General features: G+C 50.4%; 13 protein-coding genes and 9 pseudogenes. 8 read left to right on the forward strand and 14 right to left on the reverse strand.

Annotated features, from left to right (window positions below):
* The first annotated feature begins 100 nt into the window (after nucleotides 1–100).
* Nucleotides 101–1672, forward strand: a complete 1572-nt coding sequence (tyrR, locus tag ACMZI0_RS13985; RefSeq protein WP_415673385.1) for a transcriptional regulator TyrR — start codon at nucleotides 101–103, stop codon at nucleotides 1670–1672.
* A 50-nt stretch (nucleotides 1673–1722) separates the two neighbouring features.
* Here the strand turns inward: tyrR and ACMZI0_RS13990 are convergent.
* Both ACMZI0_RS13990 and uspF read right to left on the reverse strand, forming a co-directional pair.
* Nucleotides 1723–1943, reverse strand: a pseudogene (locus tag ACMZI0_RS13990) (redoxin family protein); the annotation flags it as partial.
* Nucleotides 1925–2356 (reverse strand): annotated as a pseudogene (uspF, locus tag ACMZI0_RS13995) (universal stress protein UspF). The pseudogenes ACMZI0_RS13990 and uspF, both read right to left, overlap by 19 nt.
* A 233-nt stretch (nucleotides 2357–2589) precedes the next feature.
* Between uspF and zntB the strand changes: the two are divergent.
* Nucleotides 2590–3598 (forward strand): annotated as a pseudogene (zntB, locus tag ACMZI0_RS14000) (zinc transporter ZntB).
* A 273-nt stretch (nucleotides 3599–3871) separates the two neighbouring features.
* Here the strand turns inward: zntB and ttcA are convergent.
* The 3 genes and pseudogenes from ttcA to ACMZI0_RS14015 form a co-directional block, all read right to left on the reverse strand.
* Nucleotides 3872–4752: pseudogene (ttcA, locus tag ACMZI0_RS14005) on the reverse strand (tRNA 2-thiocytidine(32) synthetase TtcA).
* Nucleotides 4753–4850: 98 nt separating this feature from the next.
* The gene (locus ACMZI0_RS14010) at nucleotides 4851–5105 is read right to left on the reverse strand and encodes a tyrosine-type recombinase/integrase (RefSeq protein ID WP_415673386.1); all 255 of its coding nucleotides are present in this window, start codon (nucleotides 5103–5105) and stop codon (nucleotides 4851–4853) included.
* 409 nt (nucleotides 5106–5514) lie between these two features.
* Nucleotides 5515–6288 carry a hypothetical protein gene (locus ACMZI0_RS14015; RefSeq protein ID WP_415673387.1) on the reverse strand — a complete coding sequence of 258 codons (774 nt, stop codon included), beginning with the start codon at nucleotides 6286–6288 and terminating at the stop codon, nucleotides 5515–5517.
* 685 nt (nucleotides 6289–6973) lie between these two features.
* On the opposite strand from ACMZI0_RS14015, the gene ACMZI0_RS14020 reads away from it, so the two are divergent.
* The 3 genes from ACMZI0_RS14020 to ACMZI0_RS14030 all read left to right on the forward strand — a co-directional run bounded on the left by ACMZI0_RS14020 (nucleotide 6974) and on the right by ACMZI0_RS14030 (nucleotide 8742).
* On the forward strand, nucleotides 6974–7312 hold the full coding sequence (locus tag ACMZI0_RS14020) for a hypothetical protein (RefSeq protein ID WP_415673388.1): 339 nt from the start codon (nucleotides 6974–6976) through the stop codon (nucleotides 7310–7312).
* 3 nt (nucleotides 7313–7315) lie between these two features.
* A complete protein-coding gene (locus ACMZI0_RS14025) occupies nucleotides 7316–7798 on the forward strand; it encodes a hypothetical protein (RefSeq protein ID WP_415673389.1) in 483 nt (160 codons plus the stop codon).
* Nucleotides 7799–8454: 656 nt separating this feature from the next.
* Complete coding sequence (locus ACMZI0_RS14030; protein WP_415673390.1) at nucleotides 8455–8742, forward strand: DUF333 domain-containing protein; 288 nt, start codon at nucleotides 8455–8457, stop codon at nucleotides 8740–8742.
* Nucleotides 8743–8766: 24 nt separating this feature from the next.
* Here ACMZI0_RS14030 and ACMZI0_RS14035 read toward each other — a convergent pair whose 3' ends face one another.
* From ACMZI0_RS14035 to ACMZI0_RS14045, 3 genes and pseudogenes are all read right to left on the reverse strand, one after another.
* Nucleotides 8767–9759 (reverse strand): 2-hydroxyacid dehydrogenase, encoded by a 993-nt coding sequence (locus ACMZI0_RS14035; RefSeq protein ID WP_415673391.1) that lies wholly within the window; start codon nucleotides 9757–9759, stop codon nucleotides 8767–8769.
* Nucleotides 9760–9878: 119 nt separating this feature from the next.
* Nucleotides 9879–11422, reverse strand: a pseudogene (locus ACMZI0_RS14040) (methyl-accepting chemotaxis protein).
* Nucleotides 11423–11695: 273 nt separating this feature from the next.
* The gene (locus tag ACMZI0_RS14045) at nucleotides 11696–12778 is read right to left on the reverse strand and encodes a methyl-accepting chemotaxis protein (RefSeq protein ID WP_415673392.1); all 1083 of its coding nucleotides are present in this window, start codon (nucleotides 12776–12778) and stop codon (nucleotides 11696–11698) included.
* A 245-nt stretch (nucleotides 12779–13023) separates the two neighbouring features.
* On the opposite strand from ACMZI0_RS14045, the pseudogene ACMZI0_RS14050 reads away from it, so the two are divergent.
* Together ACMZI0_RS14050 and ACMZI0_RS14055 are read left to right on the forward strand one after the other, a co-directional pair.
* Nucleotides 13024–13539: pseudogene (locus ACMZI0_RS14050) on the forward strand (YdbH domain-containing protein).
* Nucleotides 13540–13546: 7 nt separating this feature from the next.
* Nucleotides 13547–13754: pseudogene (locus ACMZI0_RS14055) on the forward strand (YnbE family lipoprotein); the annotation flags it as partial.
* A 240-nt stretch (nucleotides 13755–13994) separates the two neighbouring features.
* Here ACMZI0_RS14055 and ACMZI0_RS14060 read toward each other — a convergent pair.
* Entirely contained in the window at nucleotides 13995–14600 is a 606-nt protein-coding gene (locus ACMZI0_RS14060) for an FMN-dependent NADH-azoreductase (RefSeq protein WP_415673393.1), read from the reverse strand.
* 267 nt (nucleotides 14601–14867) lie between these two features.
* Between ACMZI0_RS14060 and hrpA the strand changes: the two genes are divergently transcribed.
* Nucleotides 14868–18755, forward strand: coding sequence for an ATP-dependent RNA helicase HrpA (gene hrpA / locus ACMZI0_RS14065; RefSeq protein ID WP_415673394.1), 3888 nt, complete (start codon nucleotides 14868–14870; stop codon nucleotides 18753–18755).
* Here the strand turns inward: hrpA and ACMZI0_RS14070 are convergent.
* From ACMZI0_RS14070 to rstA, 5 genes and pseudogenes are all read right to left on the reverse strand, one after another.
* Entirely contained in the window at nucleotides 18663–19259 is a 597-nt protein-coding gene (locus tag ACMZI0_RS14070) for a GAF domain-containing protein (protein WP_415673395.1), read from the reverse strand. The genes hrpA and ACMZI0_RS14070 overlap by 93 nt on opposite strands.
* Nucleotides 19260–19498: 239 nt before the next feature.
* Nucleotides 19499–20332 (reverse strand): trypsin-like serine peptidase, encoded by an 834-nt coding sequence (locus ACMZI0_RS14075; RefSeq protein WP_415673396.1) that lies wholly within the window; start codon nucleotides 20330–20332, stop codon nucleotides 19499–19501.
* Nucleotides 20333–20750: 418 nt separating this feature from the next.
* A complete protein-coding gene (locus ACMZI0_RS14080) occupies nucleotides 20751–20924 on the reverse strand; it encodes an acid shock protein (protein WP_415673397.1) in 174 nt (57 codons plus the stop codon).
* Nucleotides 20925–21046: 122 nt separating this feature from the next.
* A pseudogene (rstB, locus tag ACMZI0_RS14085) lies at nucleotides 21047–22354 on the reverse strand (two-component system sensor histidine kinase RstB).
* Nucleotides 22351–23076, reverse strand: a pseudogene (gene rstA / locus ACMZI0_RS14090) (two-component system response regulator RstA). Before rstA ends, rstB begins: the two co-directional pseudogenes overlap by 4 nt.
* Nucleotides 23077–23197: the final 121 nt, after the last annotated feature.

Consider the following 23197-nt stretch of genomic DNA (forward strand, 5'->3'; position numbering starts at 1 on the left):
TTGCCACCTGTCAACTTTTGCTGACAGGTGTCTTCATCCGTGGGGTGGGACGCGGTATGATGCCCGTGGTATCCATTCTCCTGGAAGAAGGTAGCTGTTAATGCGTCTGGAAGTCTTTTGTGAAGATCGAATTGGCCTAACGCGCGAGCTGTTGGATTTGCTGGCCTCGCGAGCTATTGATTTGCGGGGCATTGAAATTGACCCCGCCGGACGGATTTACCTGAATTTTGCCACGCTGGGATTTGATGATTTTCGTGTGCTGATGGCGGAGATTCGGCGTATCGAAAGTGTGCGCGATGTGCACACTGTGGCGTTCATGCCTTCAGAGCGAGAGCACCGCGCGATGAACGCTGTCCTGGAGTCGATGCCAGAGCCGGTTTTCTCGCTCGATCTAAAAGGTAATATTGAACTGTTCAATCCGGCGATGTTGGCCTTGTTTGAGCAAACGGCTGACAGCATCGGTGATGTCACCATCGGCCAGTTGATACCTAATTACAACTTCACTCGTTGGCTGGAACGCGATGAACGCAAGCTGGAGGCGGAGCGCGTGGTGATCCGCGGGCAAGATTTCTTGTTGGAAATCACGCCGATGCATCTGGAGAGTGAGGCGGGTGAAAGCGTTATCGCCGGCGCGCTGGTAATGCTGAAATCGGCCGTGCACATGGGGCGTCAGCTACAAGACCTGGTGGTCAACGATGAAAATGAATTTAACCACATCGTCGCGATCAGTCCCAAAATGCGTCAGGTGGTTGAACAAGGCAAAAAGTTGGCGATGCTGGATGCACCGTTGCTGATTGTCGGTGATACCGGCACCGGTAAAGATATGCTGGCCCATGCCTGTCATCTGCGGAGTTCACGTGGCAAAAAGCCTTTCCTGGCGCTCAATTGTGCTTCCCTCCCTGACGATGTGATGGAAAGCGAACTGTATGGCCATGCGCCGGGGGCTTACCCGAATGCGCTGGAAGGCAAAAAAGGCTTCTTTGAGCAGGCTAACGGCGGCTTAGTGCTGCTGGATCAGGTGGGCGAAATGTCGCCGCAAATGCAAACCAAATTGCTGCGCTTCCTTAATGACGGCACATTCCGCCGCGTAGGGGAAGAGTACGAGGTGCATGTGGATGTGCGGGTGATTTGCGCGACGCAGAAAAACCTGCTGGATCTGGTGCAGCGCGGAGAGTTTCGTGAAGATCTCTATTACCGCCTTAACGTGTTGATGCTCACTCTGCCGCCGCTGCGCGAACGTCCGGCAGATATCATGGCGCTCACCGAGTTATTCGTGGCGCGTTTTGCTGGTGAGCAGGGTATAGCCAGACCGCGCATCGCGCCTGAACTTTATCATCTGCTTCCGCAGTATGGCTGGCCGGGCAATGTGCGTCAGTTGAAAAACACCATCTATCGTGCGTTAACGCAGTTGGAAGGGCGCGAACTGCGCATGCAGGATATCGATCTTCCCTCGTTTACTCTCGACGCCGTGCAGAACGATGATTTGCTCGGAGGTTCGCTGGATGACATCAGTAAGCGTTTTGAACGCTCGGTGCTCACGCGTCTTTATCAGGCTTACCCGAGCACGCGCAAACTGGCAAAACGTCTGGGTGTCTCTCATACCGCCATTGCCAATAAATTGCGTGAATATGGCCTGAGTCAGCAAAAGTCCGCAGATGATGCGGATGAATAACCCAGTAAAAACGGCTGCCGAGGCAGCCGTTTTTACTTATCCGCAGAGGCTTATTTCAGAACAGCCAGCGCAGCATCATAATCGGGCTCGGTGGTGATTTCATTCACCAGCTCGCTGTGCAGCACATTGTCTTGTTCGTCCAGAACCACCACGGCGCGGCAGTCAGGCCCTGCAGCGGACCAGCAGCAATGGCAACGCCGTAGTTGTCTTTGAATTCAGCACCGCGCAGCAAAGAGAGCACCACAACGTTGTTCAGACCTTCAGCACCGAGCAAGTGGCGTGTCGCACCACGGCGGGCCGCGTTAGAGCCCAGTAAAAAGGTTGTGGCACTGGGACGGTGGGAGCCTATGATGATGAGGTCAGCATCAATCGAATTGGCAAGCTTCAGGATCTGCTCCTTGGGCGTGCCGGTCATGGTGTGTGGCACAACCCTGTCGTCTGGCAGGTTAAAACGTTTGATGACCTCGGTAAACGCCGCGCTGGTGTTGCGTTTCATCTCCTCTATATCGGGCAGCCCGGCAGGATAGGTAACACCCAGAGTGGTGTAATAAGGGAATGAAGGGATCACTGTGAGAAAGTGCAGTAGGTGTCATGCAGCTTCGCCAACGCTTCTACGTGCGCAACAACGCGTTGCGTTAATTCGTTTTCAGATATATCGATGGGAACGAGCACGGTCTTATACATATCACCTCCTGTTCATCATCTGATGTGGAAACAAGAGCTCATTTACACTGTAGCGGGTTTTGGCAAACAGGTAGTGATGAGTGTCAAAAATGTGCTATTCGAATAGATGAGGGAAAGCTCAGCGTTGGAATCGATTTTGTTACTGATTGAATTTGCGAAAAATCTAATTATCACTAGGCTTTAGCTGTTATAAAACCGTTATGTTGTCACCGTTATCGTGCTGGCATAACGGAATGGCCGTAGGAGAGAAAAACGTGAAGCCGTTTAAAGGAAAAGTCTTGCAGGATTCAGAGGCGGTTCATGCCTGTCAGTTGGACGGTAAGGGGGGAATTAAACCTATCTCGGCTGACGGGATAGTGGATAGTACAACCCCTTGCTGGCTGCACCTTGATTACAGCTTGCCCGGCAGTGCACGCTGGCTGAATACCACACCACTGTTGCCGGATGGCATTCGCAATTTGCTTGCTGGAGACAGTGCCCGTCCGCGCGTAACCCGCCTGGGAGAGGGGACACTCATCACCCTGCGCAGTATCAATCTGAATGCCGATTCGCGCCCCGATCAACTGGTGGCCGTGCGGGTGTTTATCACAGATACGCTGATTATATCAACGCGTCGCCGTAAAATTGCTGCCATCAATGATGTGCTAACAGATTTGCGGGAAGGTAATGGCCCAACCGACAGCGGTAGCTGGCAGGTTTTCGTAGCGGAAGCGCTGACGGATCAAACCAGCGAGTTTATCGATGATCTGCATGAAAAAATCATCGATCTTGAAGACGATCTGCTTGAGCAGAAAATTCCCGCGCGCGGTGCGTTGGCTTTGATTCGTAAGCAACTGATTGTGTTACGGCGCTACATGACACCCCAGCGCGATGTCTTTTCCCGACTTTCTGGCGAACGACTGGCCTGGATAGGGGATGACGATCGCCGGCGGATGCAGGAAATTGCTGAGCGTCTTGGGCGCGGATTGGACGACCTGGATGCCAGCATCACACGCACCACGGTGCTGGCCGATGAAATTACGTCACAGATGACGGAGGCGCTGAACCGCCGCACCTACACCATTTCGGTATTGGCCATGATTTTTTTGCCCACGACGTTTTTAACCGGACTGTTTGGCGTCAATTTGGGCGGGATCCCAGGCGGCATTTCATCCACGGGTTTTATCAGCTTCTGCTTTATGTTGCTCGCCTTGGTGGGGGGGGGGGGTTGCCCTGTGGTTAAAACGCAGTAAATGGCTATGATATTTTTGAACGCCTTACTGCGTTCACTATCACATAATGTTGTGAGTCTTCAAAAAAAATTGAATATATTGAGAAATATCAACATTTCACCCGTGCAGGTGCGGCACTATCACTCTCGCAGGTGAATGCAACGTCAAGTGATGGGCGTTGCGCTCCATATTGTCTTACTTCCTTTTTTGAATTACTGCATAGCACAATTGATTCACACCATGCCGACGTTTATGTCGGCATTTTTTTGCCTGAGCTTCAGGCGGGCACCGCAGTGCCCTTGAATTACTTGATTTCGATAACGTTGAGGCGCTCTGGTTCGGTAATGGTATCGTCTTCTTGCTGCCAGCCTACGGGTTGCAGCGGCAACGTTTCGCGATCAAAAGCCAAATCCCCACCGTCAATCACCTCACTACCATGGTGTATTCCCTTGAAATCAAAAAGCTGATGATCTGCCAGATGAGAAGGAACAACGTTTTGCATAGCGCTGAACATGGTCTCAATGAGCCCGGGGTAACGTTTATCCCAATCGCGCAGCATGTCTTCGATGACCTGACGTTGCAGGTTAGGCTGCGAGCCGCATAAATTGCAAGGGATAATGGGGAAGGCACGCGCCTCGGCAAAGCGTTCGATATCTTTTTTAGGCAGTAAGCCAGTGGGCGAATCACCACGTGTTTACCATCGTCGCTCATCAGCTTCGGTGGCATCCCTTTTAGCTTGCCGCCGTAAAACATGTTCAGAAACAACGTTTGCAGAATATCATCGCGGTGGTGACCTAGCGCGATTTTGGTTGCTCCCAACTCGGTGGCGGTGCGATAGAGAATGCCGCGCCGCAGGCGCGAACACAGAGAACGGGTGGTTTTCCCCTCAGGGATTTTTTCCTTAACAATGCCGTAGGTATTCTCTTCGACAATCTTGTATTCGATCCCCAGACCATCGAGGTACTGTGGCAAGATATGCTCCGGGAACCCCGGTTGTTTCTGATCGAGGTTTACCGCCACCAGCGAAAAATTCACGGGCGCGCTCTGTTGCAGATTACGCAGTATCTCCAACAGCGTGTAACTGTCTTTACCACCGGAGAGACAGACCATAATCCGATCACCCTCTTCAATCATATTGAAATCGGCGATCGCTTCACCCACGTTGCGACGTAAACGTTTTTGCAATTTATTGAGGTTGTACTGCTGTTTTTGGTTAACTTAATGATTTTATTGTATTTAAATTCATTGCCATACCCTAATGGGCACCACAAGGGCAAATTGATTCACAGGGAAAGCTGTTTATTCAGCATTCCGACCTGATCCGCATTCAGGCCTTCTATCCGTTTGCCGTAGAGTTTATACACCATTTGTATGTTTTCATGCCCCGTTTGGTTAGCGATAAACGAGGGGCTCGTTCCTGCAGAAAGCAACCAGTATGCATAAGTATGGCGCGTATGGTACGGATTACGACGACAAATGCCAGATCGTTTTACTGTCGAGTTCCATAATTGTTCCGTTGATGGAAGAGAGTAACCCATTTTTGTGTAGGAGTATGGGGACAGTAACGTAACGCCCTGCTTGTCGGTAAGCTGGAATAGGGAGTGATGGGACTAGATATGATCGCGCCTGGTCGAACGGAGATCATGATGATAAACCCCGTTCGAATGGCTATGTGACAACAAGCATTAATGGTGGCGACGTAGATAGCCTAAATAACGGCAAGATATTAAAAAATATCTTGAGGTATTATTCTGTTTCATGGTCGTTTAATGTTATCAAACACCCAGTTCTGATTTTATAATGATAACATTTTTGAATGTAAGTATCCGGGTTCTCTTCTAAAGGATAGGGTATGCATAGAACGTTATTTTGTATACAACTATCTTGTTGTGCATTTTTCACATCCTGCCTGGTTTTAAGCGCTTTGGTGTTTATATTTTTTTGGGGCTAGACCACTCGCGTAACGGATTTATTAAAATCCTCTGGTCTTTCGCAAGGTTTTTCTTCTGAGTAAAGAAAGCAACTTCGATAATAATTATTTTCAGCATAATTTCTAAAATGGCAATCTTTATAACGTGTTTCTGAACTGTCACACACTTTTGTTTGTTTAAAAAAGTCTCCCCTTGCTGACTTCCTTTTGGGTTGTTCAATTTTAGGCGAAGGTAGTGTTGTCTCAGGTGTAAGCAGCATACTTTCGGTTGTCGAGGGTGTCATATGCGCTAATGGTGTTGAAAACGTACTGAAAGGCGAAAGATCGTTTATTGGACAAGCATCACCTGAAATTACACTGTTTTGTTGTCGTGACCACAACCAAATCCCACCAGTTAGACTGGTTCCGGCAAGCAACCCTAACCCAAATATCGTTTTCCATCCACACGAGGATGTCGCTGCAAATGCATGATTACTGCCGCGCTGAGTTTGTTGCATTAACTTATTGCTTTCTAGCATCAATGATTTTCCTTCCTCCATGACAGTTAACTCATCCTGCGTGACTTTTTGCTGCGACGTTGATGATGGCCGGAAAAAGAATTCACGTATAGCAGTAAGCGATGAACGCTGCGAATCAGATGAGCCAGAAGGTGATTGTTTGACAGTGTAATTTTCCTGGGTATTAGAGAAAGTAGAGATCTGTTCTAAAGTCTCATTGGATTTAGTGTCTTGCTTAGTGTTGCATATATCTACATTCCCTATCGGGACATTTATTATTGAATTAACCTGCATTGAAACTCCATTTTAATATTAATTAATCATCTGATTATAGATATCTTATGTATATCATCACAGAGAGAAAGTTATAATGTTGAATCACATTGATTACTTTTAATAATCGGGTGTTAACTTAGTTGAAATAGCACTAAAATACTTACAAATAACAATAATGTTTCAATGGAACGGCGTTTTGACTTTCTTTTTCATTTTAATTTTTTTCATGTTGAGCACTTCTGTACATTGACTGCCTGACAAGTTGGTAATGATTTTATTTTAAATAATAACTCGCGTAACCCATCGTGCGATAACGGATAAAACTCTTTGAGGGCTATTGGCTCTGCTAAGGTGTTTCGATATGAGAAAGAGGACAGCAGCACTGCGTATAGCAAACAGTTTCAGTACAATTCTTAAATTTTACCTGTTGTAAACTTAACAGTTAAGGCAATATTATTGAACACATTTATTATCTCAGTAAATAGATGAGTGCTAACAGTATCAACAGTGATAATCTGGATGTCCGTATAATTTTACGCACAGGCCAATATTATTACCAAAAGGATAATGATATAAATGATTGTTTATAGGATTGATGTTAACGTGCGTGATTAATGTGTTGTCGAATTTAATCTCTTTGAAGTCATTCGAGTGTGTGAGTAAAACGGTTTTTTCGTCAGTGTTATTAAACAGGAGACCTTAAATGATAAAAAACTTGTTGACCCTTGATAGAAATACACCTAATGAAACCGATAACAATTTCCAACGCATCTCAGAAAATGATAATCGCATTTATCATGGCATAAAAAACATATGCAACCTCCCTGTGGAAATAAAACAAAAAGTCGCATTTTACCTTGATTCAAAGAGTTATGGAGCTTTCAGGCTAACTTTTAAAATAATGAGTGTGCACTTGCCATGTTTTGAGGATATCAATAATCTTCTGGGGAGAGGATGCTGCGGTGAAATTGAAAGGAATTGCCGAAAGATGATCATTTGTAATACGGTAAGAAAAAAATTTGAGAAAGGTGTCGTAAAATAATTAATGCAAAGTTTAAAAAACTCACATGTTTTTCAATGTGAAAATGCAAGAAATATAACTACATTCCCTACAAAATTTTTTCTGGATAAAAAATTAACGGATTCTGATTGGGAAAATGTTTCTTTGAGTTCACCGCGTGAAAAAATAAATCACATCTTCAATTCATGGGAAGTTTATGCAAGTTCCCTCGGTTACAGACGTAAATCCCACCCAGTGCTGCATTGGAGTATAGCTTTAAATATTCGCAATGCTGAGGTAGATGATAAGATGCTAAATAATATCTTTATGTCATTTAATTGTGCCTATGATGAGAATATCACTATGGATAGATTTCTGGTTGCATTCATTGCTGTCAAGGCCAGGGATTTTTGGTGTGAAATGCCGCCTGAAAAATTAAAAAAGGAAGATATCGTTAAATGCGTTTCTCAGTATTCTGAACTATTTTCAGTAGGTGAAGTGGTTAAAAATATAATTAAAGAAGTTTGATTGTAGTGAAATTCTCACACCAGTCAATTAAAGGGTTAAATGGGGGGTAAGTATTCTGGCAAACCTGATCTTCTTTTGGAAAACCGTGCCAGACTAAACTGAAGTATTTGGTCTTGCTGCGTTGGGCCAAGATCAAAAATCCGAAAGTCTCAAAAAGAGAGTGGAACCAAAATCAGCGCACTGACTCTCGTGCTTGTCTGTCGTCTGCGCGGGCGTGATGAAACAATATTGCGGGGACACGGTGTAGCATAAATGCTAGGGGATTGTTTGCCGAGAGAAGGCATTAAGGCACAAAAAAAGCTGCCGAGGCAGCTTTTTTCACAAAGAGTTAAAGCTTAGAAAAAACCGCCTTTCGGGGCATTTTCGAATAATTTGATATAGGAATCGAGGATGTCTTTAAAGAAAGCGCGAATTTTCATTTTTGACTCCGTGTGACGTTGGCGATATCTGTTCTTGCCTTGTTGCTGACTATAATATGACTTCCGTCACATAATGCAAGTTTTTTTGTGACGAGTATCGCAAAATAATCACATCAACATTCCGCCCGTGGAGCAGAAAAACAATAGTGCGAGTGGCGTAATGTACCGAGCAATACAGGCGGTATCAACACGGAGACCATAACGTAATGAGAATAAAATGAGTAATGGAGCCAATGAATGAAAGGGTATCAATGGCTATTGGTCGGTATCGGCGCCATGCTGATGACCGCATGCAGCAGTAACCGTAATTCGGTAGTGGAAAGCGGGGCCAATGCGATAAGTCGGGATGAGACCGCGCTATTGCTGAAAAGCAGCTCGCCGGCTGAGGTCAATTGCACGCTAGCCGGAGGCACCATGGCGATGTCGCGGCAATTGAACGGCAGCAATATTGGCACTTGCCAGTTGGTAAACGGTAAACGTTGCGATGAATCATCCTTGCTTAATGGCATGTGTCCGGCGGGGTGAGTCTACATCGCCCGCCGGTTAATGCTATACGCCCAACTGGTTCGGGCAAGGCTCACCTTGCGCAAGCTGCTTGATGTTGCTCAGGGTGGTTTGAGAAATACTGAGCAATGCTTCTTCGGTCAAAAAGGCCTGATGACCCGTAAACAACACATTGTGGCAGGCGGATAAACGGCGGAAAACGTCATCCAAAATCACGTCGTTGGATTTATCCACAAAGAACAGGTCGCGTTCGTTTTCATACACATCCATCCCGAGCGCGCCGATCTTTTGCTGTTTTAAGGCGTCAATCGCGGCTTGTGAATCGATCAAAGCGCCACGGCTGGTATTGACGATCATCACACCATCTTTCATCTGTGAAAATGCATCGGCGTTGAGCAGATGATGATTTTCCGGTGTCAGTGGGCAGTGCGGCGAAATGACATCCGCCTGTGCATACAGCGTGTGCAGGTCAACGTACTGCGCGCCCAGTTCCAACGCTTGAGGATTAGGGTAGGGATCGAAAGCCAACAGTTTCATGCCGAACCCTTTCAGGATGCGCATCGTCGCAATGCCTATTTTCCCAGTGCCAATAATTCCGGTGGTACGTTGATGCATATTGAATCCAATCAGCCCTTCCAGAGAGAAGTTGGCATCACGGGTGCGTTGGTAGGCGCGATGAATACGGCGGTTTAGGCAAAGCATCAGCCCGACAGCGTGTTCGGCAACGGCTTCCGGTGAATAGGCGGGTACACGTACAACGTTGATGCCTAGCTCTTTGGCAGCATCCAAATCCACGTTATTGAACCCGGCGCAGCGCAGTGCGAGCGTTTGTACGCCCAACTGTGCCAGCTCGGTAAGCACCTCGCGGCCGCCGTCATCGTTAACAAAAATACAAACTGCCTGGCTACCTACCGCCGTTTTTGCTGTTTGCGCGCTCAACATAAAATCAAAAAATTCGAGTTCGTAACCAAACTGCTGGTTCGCTTTTTCTAAAAATTTACGGTCGTACTGCTTGGTGCTGTAAATAGCGATTTTCATCACGCGTCTCTCCGCAAAAATACTTCCGCTACGTTAGCAAGAAAATCAGGACGAGACAAACCACCAACGCACGCATCGCGGTGGTTTGTTGAAAAAGAAAGCACAGAAAAATCAGGTTATTATCTGCGAGCGATGCTGAACACGGAAACCGCATCTGCCATGGTGGAGATCTGTTTTTCCAGGCAATCAATGGCGGAGCTGGAGTGGGTGGCCAACAGCGTGTTTTGGCGCGTTAACTCGTCGATATTATTGACCGCATCAGTAATCTGATTGAGTCCGATAGATTGCTCCTGTGTGGCCAGGCTTATTTGCCCCACCAACTGCGTGACCTGCTGTACCTGAGTGAGAATGTTGTCCATGGAATCACTGGTGTGATGCACCAGCTTATCGCTGCGACTGATGTTGTCGATGGTGGTGTCAATGATGCCCGCGATGTCCTTCGGCGGTGGCACTGCGCTGCGCCAGCGTGCGCACTTCCCCAGCAACGACGGCGAAACTTCTTCCTTGATCGCCCGCATGTGCGGCTTCCACGGCAGCGTTCAGCGCCAGAATATTGGTCTGAAATGCAAGGTTGTCCAATACATTGATGATCTCATTAATCGCCTGACTGGACTGCGTCATGGTGTCCATGGTGGTGGCCACCTGCTGAACCGCTTTTCCCTGCGCTGTTAGCATCCATGGCACACTGCGATGCCATATGTGACGCCGTGGCGTTATTTTTGACTGTGGCGGTCAACTGCTCCATGGACGCGGCCGTATTTTGCAGGCTTTGCGCCGTATCTTCACAGCGCTGGCTTAACGTCAGGTTGTCATGCGCGATGGCACCGCAGGCGCTGCGGACTTCTGTCAGTTGTCCGTTTACGTCATCCACAAAGGTGCGAAAATTCATGCCTGACTGGTTTACGGCACGCAGCAACATGCCAATCTCATCGACACGATTCAATTGAAAATGGTTGTCCGCCTGACCCGATGCGGAGTTGATCGCCTGACAGAGGATCTTCTCTAACGGAGCAGCAATGTGCCGCACTAACATTTCACTGGCAACCAACGTGGCGAAAAAGAATGACAGCATGAAGAACGCGAGCGGCGGCGTAATGGGCGTTGCGGCAGATAACGCCGCCAGTGTAAAAAGAAACAACATCAAAAGGTAGCTATGAATACGCCAGCGTAAAGGGATTATTTTACCGATGCTCAGGAATTTGAGCGGCCCGGTAAATATCAACACGCCTTGGTAAAGGCTTCGATATTTAAGTTTTCCCTCGTTCATTTCATGATAAAGCGCGGTAGCCTGTTGAATATCCTGCTGCCCGACTGGCGTGCGAACAGACATGAATCCTGCCAGTTCGCCGTCTTTCATCAGCGGCGTAGAGCTGGCTTTGACCCAATAATAATCCCCGTTTTTACGCCGGTTTTTAACCACCGCCGTCCAGAGTTTTCCCGCCTTCAGTGTGCGCTACATATCGGCGAATGCCAGTGGTGGCATATCGGGATGCCGCACAATATTGTGTGGTTGATGGAGAATTTCCTCGAATGTATAACCGCTGGCATTAATAAAGTCGGTATTGGCGTAGGTAATATGCCCGGTCGGTGTAGTGACCGACATTAATTTGGCTTTTTCATCTAATGAATACTGAATGTCGCTTACAGGAAAGTTCTTTCGCATTTTCCAGTCCTTTTCGTTAATGCCAATACTACAGCGATAAAGGTTCGAATGATAACGACAATGCAAATAGCCCCCTCAGACGTATTAACGACAAAAGCCGAAAATAGTGAGGTGGCTAATTAATTTTTTTGTGATAACGGTAGCGCGTTGCTAATAGCAAAAAACGCCCCTAATTATTATAGGTGACGTCTGGAATTTTGAAGGGGGGAAGGCAAAGATTTTCATGATAGAAAAAGGTCGGACAGTGTTCCGAACCGGCCCTGATGATAAAGGTTAACGCGGTGCATTGAACACGGAAACGGCACAGGCCATATCCGCGATTTGTCGTTCGGGCTGGTCGGTTGCGCTGTGCGACTGGCTGGCTAATACCGTGTTTTGATGAGTCAGTTCATCGATCTTTGTCACGGCGTTGTTGATCTGATTGAGTCCTTGCGATTGCTCCTGCGTAGCCAGGCTTATCTCTTGCATCAAATTGGTGACGCGCTGCACCTGCTGCAAGATGTTACCCATGGATTTCTGCGTATGCGTGACCTGATGTTCACCTGAACGGATCGTGGCGAGCGTTTCATCAATAATGGTGGCGATATCGCGCGCAGAAGCGGCGCTCTTTTGTGCCAGAGAGCGCACTTCACCGGCCACCACGGCAAAACTTCGCCCCTGTTCTCCTGCATGTGCGGCTTCAACGGCGGCGTTCAGTGCCAGAATATTGGTCTGAAAAGCGAGGTCATCGAGCACGCGAATAATATCGGTAATACGCTCACTGGATTGCGTGATCGCCGCCATTGTCGCAGAAACCTGACCAACGGCAACCTCGCCGCTGTTTACCGCCAGATTGACATCCTGTGTGAAATGAGACGCTTGCAATGAGGCATCCGCATTGCTTTTAATGGTGGCCGTGAGTTGTTCAACGGACGCGGCCGTTTGTTGCAGGTTGTCCCCGGTATCTTCACAACACTGTGACAGCGTATGATTCCCCTGCGCGATATCGCGGCAGACGGCATTGAGCTGTTGCAGATTACTGTTGACGTCGTCGAAGAAGGTGCGAAAGTTCATACTGGATTGGTTTACCGCGCGCATCAGCATGCCTATCTCGTCGACGCGGTCCAGTTGTTCCATGGAGTCCGCCTGGCCTGCGGCGGCACGCATCGCCTGTTGCAAAATACGCGCGAGCGGGGCAGCCACCTGACGAACCAGCAACTCGCAGCCGGCGATGGAGCATGCCGCCAGCAGCCCCAACCACAAAGGGGCGTTGCCTGCAGAGCCACGCCAGTTAGCGACAGCGGCAACAGACCGCACACCAGAAAGCAGATGCGAATACGCCAGCGCAGCGGCAAGGTTTTTGTCAGGTTTAACCATCCCCAGAAGCCGCGATAGACCAACAGGCCTTGAAAAAAGGTTTGGCGTGTCAGTTTGTCGCGATTGACTTTGTCATACAGCGCTTCTGCCTGAGCGATTTCCGCTGGCGTGGCGGCAATACGCACAGACATGTAACCCGTAAGCTGATCGCCTTTTTTCAACGGCGTGGTGCTCGATTTGATCCAGTAATATTCACCGTTTTTGCGACGATTTTTGACAATACCAGTCCACTGATCTTGTCGCAGGTGGAGATGGGCGTATTGGGCGACAAAGTGAGCCTCTCTGCGCTGCGTTGGCCACTGTGCGATCCGGTATTGTTTACCGTTGCCGGGGTTGACCTCAGTGAACTGGTGACCGCGCTCAAAATAAAGCAGTTTGCCCTGTCTGGGAAAATGAGTGGCACCTTGCCGCTGGATTTCACTGATCCGCAGAAAATGATTACGCGCGGGCAGCTTCGCAATGACAAGTCGCTCACACTGCGTCTTGACCAACAACTGGCCGATGAACTGGCGCAAAGTAACATGGCGCAAGGCGCCGTGGTGAAACTGGCTGCGTTATCTGGAAATCAGCCGTGCCTATGCTTCCGTGGACATGACGCCGCAAGGTGAAATGGCGCTGCTGGCGCATATTGAAGGCAAGAACTGCAGAAACCGGTCATACTTAACTACCGCCACTGGCAGGATCTGAGCCAGCTTTGGCAAAGCCTGCGCTTTGGCGGCACTGTGCAGGACACACTAGAGCAACGAGCCAATGAACGATAATAAATCCATGTTTATACCCAGGGCGTGCGTGCTACGTCGTTCTGTCACCGTGAATTACGCGGCAGCGAGCCTGCTGACGTTGTTGCTGGCAGGTTGTGTGCCACGTATCGAGGTGGCTGCGCCGACGGCACCGATCACCATCAACATTGAACGTCAGGGTGGAACACGACATCACAATTCGTGCCGATAAAGAGGTGACGCAATTGCTGGAGTCAGGCAATAATGCCGCAGCAGATGCGGTGAGTGAAAGCCGGGTTGAAACCACAACCCGTGAGCAGGCGTGCTCGGAAACGGTCTTCAGTCCAGCGGCAGCGGCGGCACAAGGGCGCTGATAACAAAAAAAGCGCGTCGAAAGACGCGCAGTGGCTAGCCAAAACACACAATATTGAGACAGGGTAGTAATGATGAATCTGTGACCTGATGGCGCTTGCGCCATCAGGGACGTGCAACGGGTGTTATGCCGCAGCCAGCGAAGTGAGCTGTGCTTTTGCCGTTTCGGTGGCTTTCTGGGCAACATCCGGGCCGTAGCCGTACCCTTCCGCGAACACAAATTCCACGTTGGTAATACCGATAAAGCCCAGGAACAGACGCAGGTATGGTTTCAGCAGGTCAGATGGCGTGCCTTTATGAATGCCGCCACGGCTGCTCAGTACGATAGCGCGTTTGCCTTTCACCAGACCTTCCGGGCCCTGTTCGGTGTAGCGGAAAGTCACACCGGCACGGGCAACCAGGTCAAAGTAGTTCTTCAACTGGGTTGGGATATTAAAGTTGTACATCGGTGCAGCCAGTACCACCACGTCATGCGCCTGCAATTCGGCAATCAGTGTGTCAGACAGTGCCAGCGCTTCTTGCTGACGCGGTGTCAGCGGCTCATCGGAAGGACGCAGTGCACCAACCAGTTCACCATCCAGCACCGGAACGGGGTTGGCAGCGAGATCACGCACGATCAGGGTATCGTTAGGGTGCGCTGCTTTCCACTCGGCGACGAAGTGATCCGACAGTTGGTTTGACTGGGAATACCCCGCCAGAATGCTGGATTTCAGAACTAATACGTTGCTCATTGTGTCATTCCTTTTCTCGTCTTGGATGAGGTGCATTTAGTTGTTTCCCCCGGATGACTAGCATCTTATGCAGTGTACCAACAGGTTGAAAGTGCAATATTTCGAGGGCATTGTTCGATTTTATTGAACAAGAGAAAAAGGGCGTGGTGATAACAGAGGCGCTGGCATGTGATAACATGCCCGCCGGATGATAAGACGCAGGCGCAGAGACAGCCTGCGTAGCGTTTGTACTGCCGTGCAGACGCAATACGTTTGAGGAACAGGATTGTGACATCACCCCTTACAGCATTGTCATCTCAGTTAGATGAACTCATGTTGCGCGATAAGTTGCGCTTGCAGCGCCGTTTACAGGGGGCGGCGAAAGTGCGTAACCCACAGGCACAAGCGGCTATTGCTCAGGAGCTCGGCGTGGACATCGCTGCGGCACAAGCGCGCGTTGCGCTACGCCGGGCCAGTTGCCCGGCCATCAGCTATCCGCAAGCGCTGCCAGTCAGCCAGAAACGAGACGAGATTTTGCGCGCGGTGCGCGATCATCAGGTGGTGATCGTTGCCGGTGAAACCGGCTCCGGTAAAACTACCCAGTTGCCGAAAATCTGTCTGGAACTGGGCAGAGGTATCAAGGGGATGATTGGTCACACGCAGCCGCGCCGTCTGGCCGCGCGCGCAGTGGCCAATCGTATCGCCGCCGAATTGGACACGCTGTTGGGCGGCTGTGTCGGCTATAAAGTGCGCTTTAACGATCAGGTGGGGGAAACCTCACTGGTGAAGCTGATGACTGACGGCATCTTGCTGGCTGAGATTCAGCAAGATCGGTTGTTGATGCAATATGACACCATCATTATCGATGAGGCGCATGAACGTAGCCTGAATATCGATTTCATTCTCGGCTATCTACGCCAGCTGTTGCCGAAACGTCCCGATCTCAAGGTGATCATCACCTCTGCAACCATTGATCCCGAGCGTTTTTCGCGTCACTTCGGTAATGCCCTCATTGTGGAAGTATCTGGACGCACTTATCCGGTGGAGGTGCGTTATCGTTCCGTGGTCGAAGAGGCGGATGACAGCGACCGCGATCAGCTACAGGCGATTTTCGATGCTGTTGATGAGCTCAGTCGTGAAGGGCCGGGGGATATTCTGGTGTTTATGAGCGGCGAACGGGAAATTCGTGACACTGCCGATGCGCTCAACAAACTGGACTTGCCTCATACGGAAGTGGTGCCGCTCTACGCACGCTTATCCAATCAGGAACAGAACCGCGTTTTCCAGTCCCACGCCGGGCGGCGCATTGTGCTGGCGACAAACGTGGCGGAAACCTCACTCACCGTGCCAGGTATTCGCTATGTGATTGACCCGGGAACGGCGCGTATCAGTCGCTACAGCTATCGCACCAAGGTTCAGCGCTTGCCCATCGAAGCCATTTCACAGGCATCGGCCAATCAGCGTAAAGGGCGCTGTGGACGCGTGGCGGCCGGGGTCTGTATTCGGCTCTATTCGGAAGCTGACTTTTTGTCGCGCCCGGAATTTACCGATCCGGAAATCTTGCGCACCAACCTTGCCTCGGTCATTTTGCAAATGACGTCGCTTGGGCTCGGCGATATTGCAGCGTTTCCGTTTGTCGAAGCGCCGGATAACCGCAACATTCAGGATGGCGTACGCCTGTTGGAAGAGTTGGGCGCGATACATACGACGGAGAATGGTCACTATCGGTTGACGCTCTCAGGACGACAACTGGCGCAGTTGCCCATTGATCCGCGTCTGGCGCACATGGTGTTGGAAGCCAGCAAGACGCGCTGCGTGCGTGAAGTGATGGTGATTACTGCGGCACTGTCGATTCAGGATCCACGGGAGCGCCCGTTAGACAAAAAGCAGGCATCCGATGAAAAGCACCGCCGCTTTGCCGATACGTCCTCTGATTTCCTCACGCTGGTGAACCTGTGGGACTACCTGCGTGAACAGCAACAGGCGCTTTCTTCCAGTCAGTTCCGCAAACAGTGCCGCAGCGACTACTTAAGCTACCTGCGCGTGCGTGAGTGGCAGGATATTTACACCCAACTGCGCCAGGTGGTGAAAACGTTGGGCATACCGGTCAACAGTGAACCGGCAGACTATCTCAGCGTACACAGCGCCTTGTTGACCGGTATGCTTTCCCATATCGGCCAGAAAGACGTAGAGAAGCAAGAGTTTACCGGCGCGCGTAATGCGCGTTTTGCGCTGTTCCCCGGTTCAGCACTGTTCAAAAAGCCGCCCAAATGGGTGATGGTAGCCGAATTGGTAGAAACCAGCCGCTTGTGGGGGCGCATGGCGGCTCGCATTGAGCCGGAATGGATTGAGCCCGTCGCACAGCACCTGATCAAACGCAGTTATAGCGAACCGCACTGGGAAAAAGCGCAGGGTGTGGTGATGGCGCAGGAAAAAGTCACGCTGTTCGGCTTGCCGATTGTGGCGGCACGTAAGGTCAACTACAGCCAGATCGATCCGGTGCTGGCGCGTGAACTGTTTATCCACCATGCGCTGGTAGAAGGCGATTGGCAGACGCGGCATGCCTTCTTCCGCAGTAACTTGAAACTTCTGGCGGAGGTGGAAGATCTTGAGAACAAATCACGGCGGCGCGACATTCTGGTGGATGATGAAACACTGTTTGCCTTTTACGATCAGCGCCTCCCGCACGAGGTGATTTCTGCCCGTCATTTCGATAAGTGGTGGAAGACTGCCAGCCGCGAGGATGCCGACTTGCTCAACTTCGAAAAGAGCATGTTGATCAAGGATGGGGCGGAGAAAGTCAGTGCGCTGGATTACCCCAATTTTTGGCATCAGGGTGCCATCAAACTACGTTTATCCTACCAGTTCGAACCCGGTGCTGATGCGGATGGAGTAACGATACATATTCCACTGCCGATCCTCAACCAGGTGCGTGAAGAGGGGTTTGAATGGCAGATTCCAGGTCTGCGTGAGGATTTGATTATTGCGTTGATCAAATCGTTTCCCAAACCGCTGCGACGTAATTTCGTGCCAGCGCCTAACTACGCACAAGCTTTTCTCGGACGTGCTACGCCGCTGGAACGCGGACTGCTGGAATCGCTGGAGCGTGAATTGTGCTTGATGACCGGTGTGACTGTGCCGCGCGAAGAGTGGCAATGGGAACAGGTGTCCGATCATCTGAAAATGACATTTCGCGTGGTGGATGAGAAAAATCATACTTTACGCGAAGGTAAAGACCTGGCAGCGCTGAAAACGCAGCTTAAGGAGAAAGTGCAGCAGACGCTCTCCGCCGTAGCGGATGACGGGCTAGAACAGCAAGGGCTGCATATCTGGAGCTTCGGCACACTGCCGGAACGCTATGAGCAGAAACGCGGTGGTTACTCGGTGAAAGCCTATCCGTCGCTGGTGGATGAAAAGGAGAGCGTAGCGATCCGGGTCTTTGATACCCCTGAGCAGCAACTGCATGCGATGCGCCACGGCTTGCGCCGTCTGCTATTGCTCAATATCCTGTCGCCCATCAAGTATCTGCGTGAAAAGTTGTCGAATAAAGCAAAGTTGGGACTCTACTTTAACCCATATAGCAAAGTGTTGGATCTCATCGATGACTGCATCGCCTGCGGCGTTGATAAGTTAGTGGCACAGGCGGGCGGGGTGGTATGGGACGAAGCCGCGTTCCAGCAGTTGCACGAAAAGGTGCGCGCCGATCTCAATGAAACTGTCGTGGATATCGCGAAACAGGTGGAGCAGATCCTGACTGCGGTTTTTGCTATCAACAAACGCCTTAAAGGTCGGGTCGATATGGCGATGGTGTTGGCGTTAAGCGATATCAAGGCGCAACTGAGTGGTCTGGTGTATCGCGGCTTCGTCACGGAGGTCGGCTGGCAGCGCTTGCCGGATGTGCTGCGTTATTTGCAGGCGATTGAACGTCGGCTGGAAAAATTGGCGCAGGATGTTCACCGAGACAGGGCACAGATGCTGAAGGTAGAACAGGTGCAACAAGCCTGGCAGCAGTGGTGGCACAAGGTGCCTGAAGCGCAGCGCGATGATGAGAATGTGAAAAACATCCGCTGGATGATTGAAGAACTACGCGTCAGTTATTTTGCCCAGCAGTTGGGTACACCTTATCCCATTTCGGATAAACGGGTGTTGCAAGCTATGGAGCAAATTGTGTTGTAAGCATCTTCTACACATTGTGATAAAGCAAAAGCGGGCGGAACGGAAACGGTACGTCCGCATTTTTTTGCGCACGCTGTCTCGGTAAAAAAACGAACGCGCAACATAGTCGACAACGTTCAGGGTACCAATGGCATAACCGGTTTTGGTGATCAATGGGATACCCGCATAAAACCGAATATGAGGCTCTCCGCTGACATAAGGGCTACTCTTAAAGCGCTCATCCTGCGAGGCATCATTACACACTAACAGTTCGTTGGTTTGCATGGTGTACTGATCGAGTGCGCCGACTTTGCGCATCTCGTTGAGAACGAAATTATGTTTGGCTTTGATGTGCAATGAATGGGTATCACTGACGGTGATTAACGCGCTGGGCATATTCAATATCTTGCTGGTCAGCGTAGTGATTTGGCTAAGCACATTATCTTGAGAGGTGTCCAGGTGAAACAATAACCTATCCAGCGCATGCATCCGCTGCTCCTCATCATGATTCAACTGTCTTAGCATTGATGACTCCATTTTTGCGCTATAAGAACACCTCATCTTAGACTATTCAATAGGGGACAAACCTGTCATTAGGCACCGCTATTCATGATATTTCACAGGATAAAAAACCGGAGAAGTACCGAGTTGGCTTTATCTGATGAAAAGGAGAAGGGCGTAGTAAAGCGATTTTACATGAAACCGATCGCCTGGCTAGCGCTTGTATGCGCGGCGTTTGGGTTTACGCCGCGTTTGGCGATAAATTACTCTGAATCAGCAGCGTTTTTCATCGCATACCGTGCCAGTGCCTTTAGTTGCCGCTGAATTGCGGTTATGGCAACGGCACGATTATCCGCGCGATCGCGATCGCTGGCATCCGGCGCAGAGCTCTGAATGCCAATCAACTGCCAACCCTGAAGCGTTTTAAGCATCAACGGGGAGCCGCTATCTCCGGGTAAGGTGTCGCACTGGTGAGACAATATGGCGGACGCAGCCCAACCGGTAATGACGCAATCCTGATGGCGATAGAGCGCTTCCTGATGGTCTTCAGGATAGCCTGCCTGCGTGACCTTGGCTTGTTGCTGCGCCAGCGCGGCATTCAGTTCCGCCTGTGTGCCACTCCATGTGGTTAACGGCGTGATGCCTGGTGGCGTATCACGCAGCCGAATCAGGGCGTAATCCAGCGGCGGCGCCGCCGGCACGATCCAACCCTCGCCATCGGGCTGTAATTTATTGCGCAGCGTGTTATTGGTTACTGCCTCAATGGCATACGTCTCATATTGCCATTCACCGTTTACCGCAATAAAACGCAGCGCAACCGGTTTATCGGGTTTTCCTGACGGCGGGATGAGCACGCAGTGGCCTGCGGTTAATGCCAGATGCGGCGAAATCAGCGTTGCGGTACACAAATTGCCGCTGGCGGTTTCCAATTGACCTATCACCTGCCAGAGCCATGCGCTGGGCGTGGGGACCGGATCGCGATCGTCATGATTGAAAAACAGCGTTTGCTGGCGTTCTGCCTGGGAGGGCAATTTCTCAGCCCAGGAACAGGCAACCGGTAACGACAATAAACAGAACAACCAAGCCAGTCTACGCATTAATATAATTACCTTGCGGAAAAAATATCTCTTTTACATTGCCCACTAACTATAGGCAGGTTTGCCCGCTATGCCGGTAGCGGCGCTACCATGAATCGATAATGTGTCCGTCATAAAAAGAACAACAGCGTGATAAACCCGCACACTAGTACCAGGGAAAATGCGATTTCAAATGAGTAGCGATGAAACATCATCGGGCACCCCATTACATGCCGTGCGCATTTGGGCATACGGCGGCTTCTCGAAGGGCAGCAGTTGGAATGCCTGCCATAAAAAACACCCAGCGAACCGGGTGTCAGACTCGAGATCCCTGCGAGGAGCCAATCCCTTTTAAAGACGGGAACTGTTTACGTTTTGTTGGCTAACAAGTCCCCGCCGGAACAGGGTACTTGAGACAAGGAACTGTGCTGCGCTGGCCTTACGCTGCGGTCGGAGCCGGCTTTTTAGCGGCTTTTTTCACAGTCTTTTTGGCATGTTCCTGAGCGTGTGCAGCAGGTGTGGTTACCGGTGCTGCGGTGGTGTTCGCTGCAAACGCGACAGAGGAGAGACCCAGAGCCGCACCTGCGATCAACACTAATACTTTTTTCATCATCAATTCCTCATTATTCCGTTCACATGTTGGACCTTGAAGTGGCCCGGTGAAAGAAGCATAAGAAAAAGCCCATTGGGGGTCTGTGAGTCATTGGTATCGGTGTGTAACGCAATGTACACCCATCAGGGTGTGAGTGCAGGACGGGTAGGTATTTCAGTTTTAATCGGCCAGCAGAAGCGAAAACGCGCGCCACCCCATTCATTGCTTTCTACCACGATGGTGCCGTCATACGCTTGCACAATCGCATAAACAATCGCGAGGCCCAGCCCGCAGCCACCGCTGCTATTTTCCAATCCTGCTTCCAGGCGGATAAAGGGTTCAAAGACATTTTCCCTGTCTTCCGGGGCGATACCGGGGCCATCGTCATCGACCTGAAGGCAGGCCATTGCCCCCTCACGGGAAACGCTGACGGTGATGCGTTCGCGGCAAAAGCGCAGCGCGTTATTGACCAGATTATCCAGCACCCGTTCCATCAGACGCATATCGAGATAGCCGATATCCGTGCCGGGGGGAATCGATAATCCAAACGCCTTGTCCGCGTGCAACATGCTCCACTCCTCAACCTTGTTTTGCAGCCAGGCAGCAAAATCAATGTGCGTAAGATGAAGCGACACCTGAGGGCGATCGAGACGCGCATAAGTCAGCAACTCGTCGATGAGGGCTTCCAGTTGCCCTATATCTCGGTTGAGCGCCGTCTGTTCATCTTCGCTTAGGTTATCACTCATGGCCAGGCGATAACGCAGGCGCACCAGCGGCGTGCGCAATTCATGGGCGATGTTGTCAATCAGCCTTTTTTTACTGACGATAAGCTGGTTCAGATTATCGGCCATTTGGTTAAATGAGATGCCGAGTCGTACCATGCTTGAGGTGTTATCGTAGCGCAGGCGTTCTTCAAGGTGTCCTTCACCCAGTCGCTGTGCGGCATTTTCCAGCTTCAGCATTGCCTACCAGTGCGGTCGCATCCACAAGAACACCGGCAGTGCCAGAGAAAGGCCAATCAACATCACAAACAACAAATCCCACAGCCGCATTTCATGCAAGAAAAACAGATAAGGGATTGGTCCGACCGAAAGCACATAGTGAGAGCGGGGAATGCGTTGGATAAAGGTGTATTGATCTTCTATTGCGACAATTTCGCCCTGATTCAATCGCTGCTGCGCCTTAGGCGACAAGCGGTATTTGCTCAGTGGCTCAATGTTCAGTTTGAATGACAGATGCAAATCCATCTCGTTGATGGTTTTATGCCACTCGCGCGGTGGGATGGTACGCAATTCGTTGCGGATCAGATAGAGCGAACTCTTCATCAGATCGTTCATCGATTGCCTGCCAGCGCGCTCCGCGGTCATCTTGTACACCCACCCAACCAGCAGCGTCATCACCACGAAGCTGGCAAATAGCAAGAGAAAAAACTGCACAAACAGCTTTCTCATGGCGTTGTGCTCTCCCAGGCGTTCGGGGCGAAAAGATAACCTTTGTTGCGAACCGTCTTGATGCGGAAGGGTTCCAGCGCATTGTCATGCAGCTTTTTACGCAGACGGGAAATGGCCACGTCAATGCTGCGATCCATGCCGTCATAGATTCTTTAGCAGCAGATCGCGATCCATGGTGTGCCCGGCATGGGTGGCCAACTGCCACAGCAAATCGAAATCGGCAGTGGACAGTACAATGTTCTCTTCCGCCAGCGTCACTTCGCGGTTAACCGGATCGATACACAGTAACCCGAAATGCAGCGTTTTATGTACCTGAACCTGTGTCTGCACCGTCGGCGCTTCGGTCGCTGTCTGTGCGGCAGGTTGCGCTGAATATTGGCGCAAATGCAGCCGCAAACGGGCAAGCAGCACTGCCGGTGGCGTGGTTTTCAGGATGTAATCATCGGCACCCATCTCCAGCGCCAGGATGTGGTTCATGTCACTATCAAAAGAGAGGTTAACAGAACAATCGGGCCGCTGTACAAGAGGCGCAACTCGCGACAGATGGTCATGCCATCCTTGCCGGGCAGCATCACATCCAACAATACCAGATCGGGGTTTTGCTGCGCGATAAAGTCGAGCGCTTTATCGCCGCGCGGCTCCAGATGAACATCAATGTCATGTTTTCCCAGATAAGCCGCAATCAATTTGCCCACTTCAGGGTCATCTTCCACAAAGGCCAATCTTGTGCATAGTCACCGTAGTTATTGTTGCAATGTCGTCAGTCTGCCCTGTGGCAAACCGTTTTTCGTCTTGCGTTAGCATAGCGCCCACACAATGACGGCGCCAGCAATGAAGCGTAAA

Source organism: Symbiopectobacterium sp. (genome assembly GCF_047692315.1).
Classification (GTDB): domain Bacteria; phylum Pseudomonadota; class Gammaproteobacteria; order Enterobacterales; family Enterobacteriaceae; genus Symbiopectobacterium.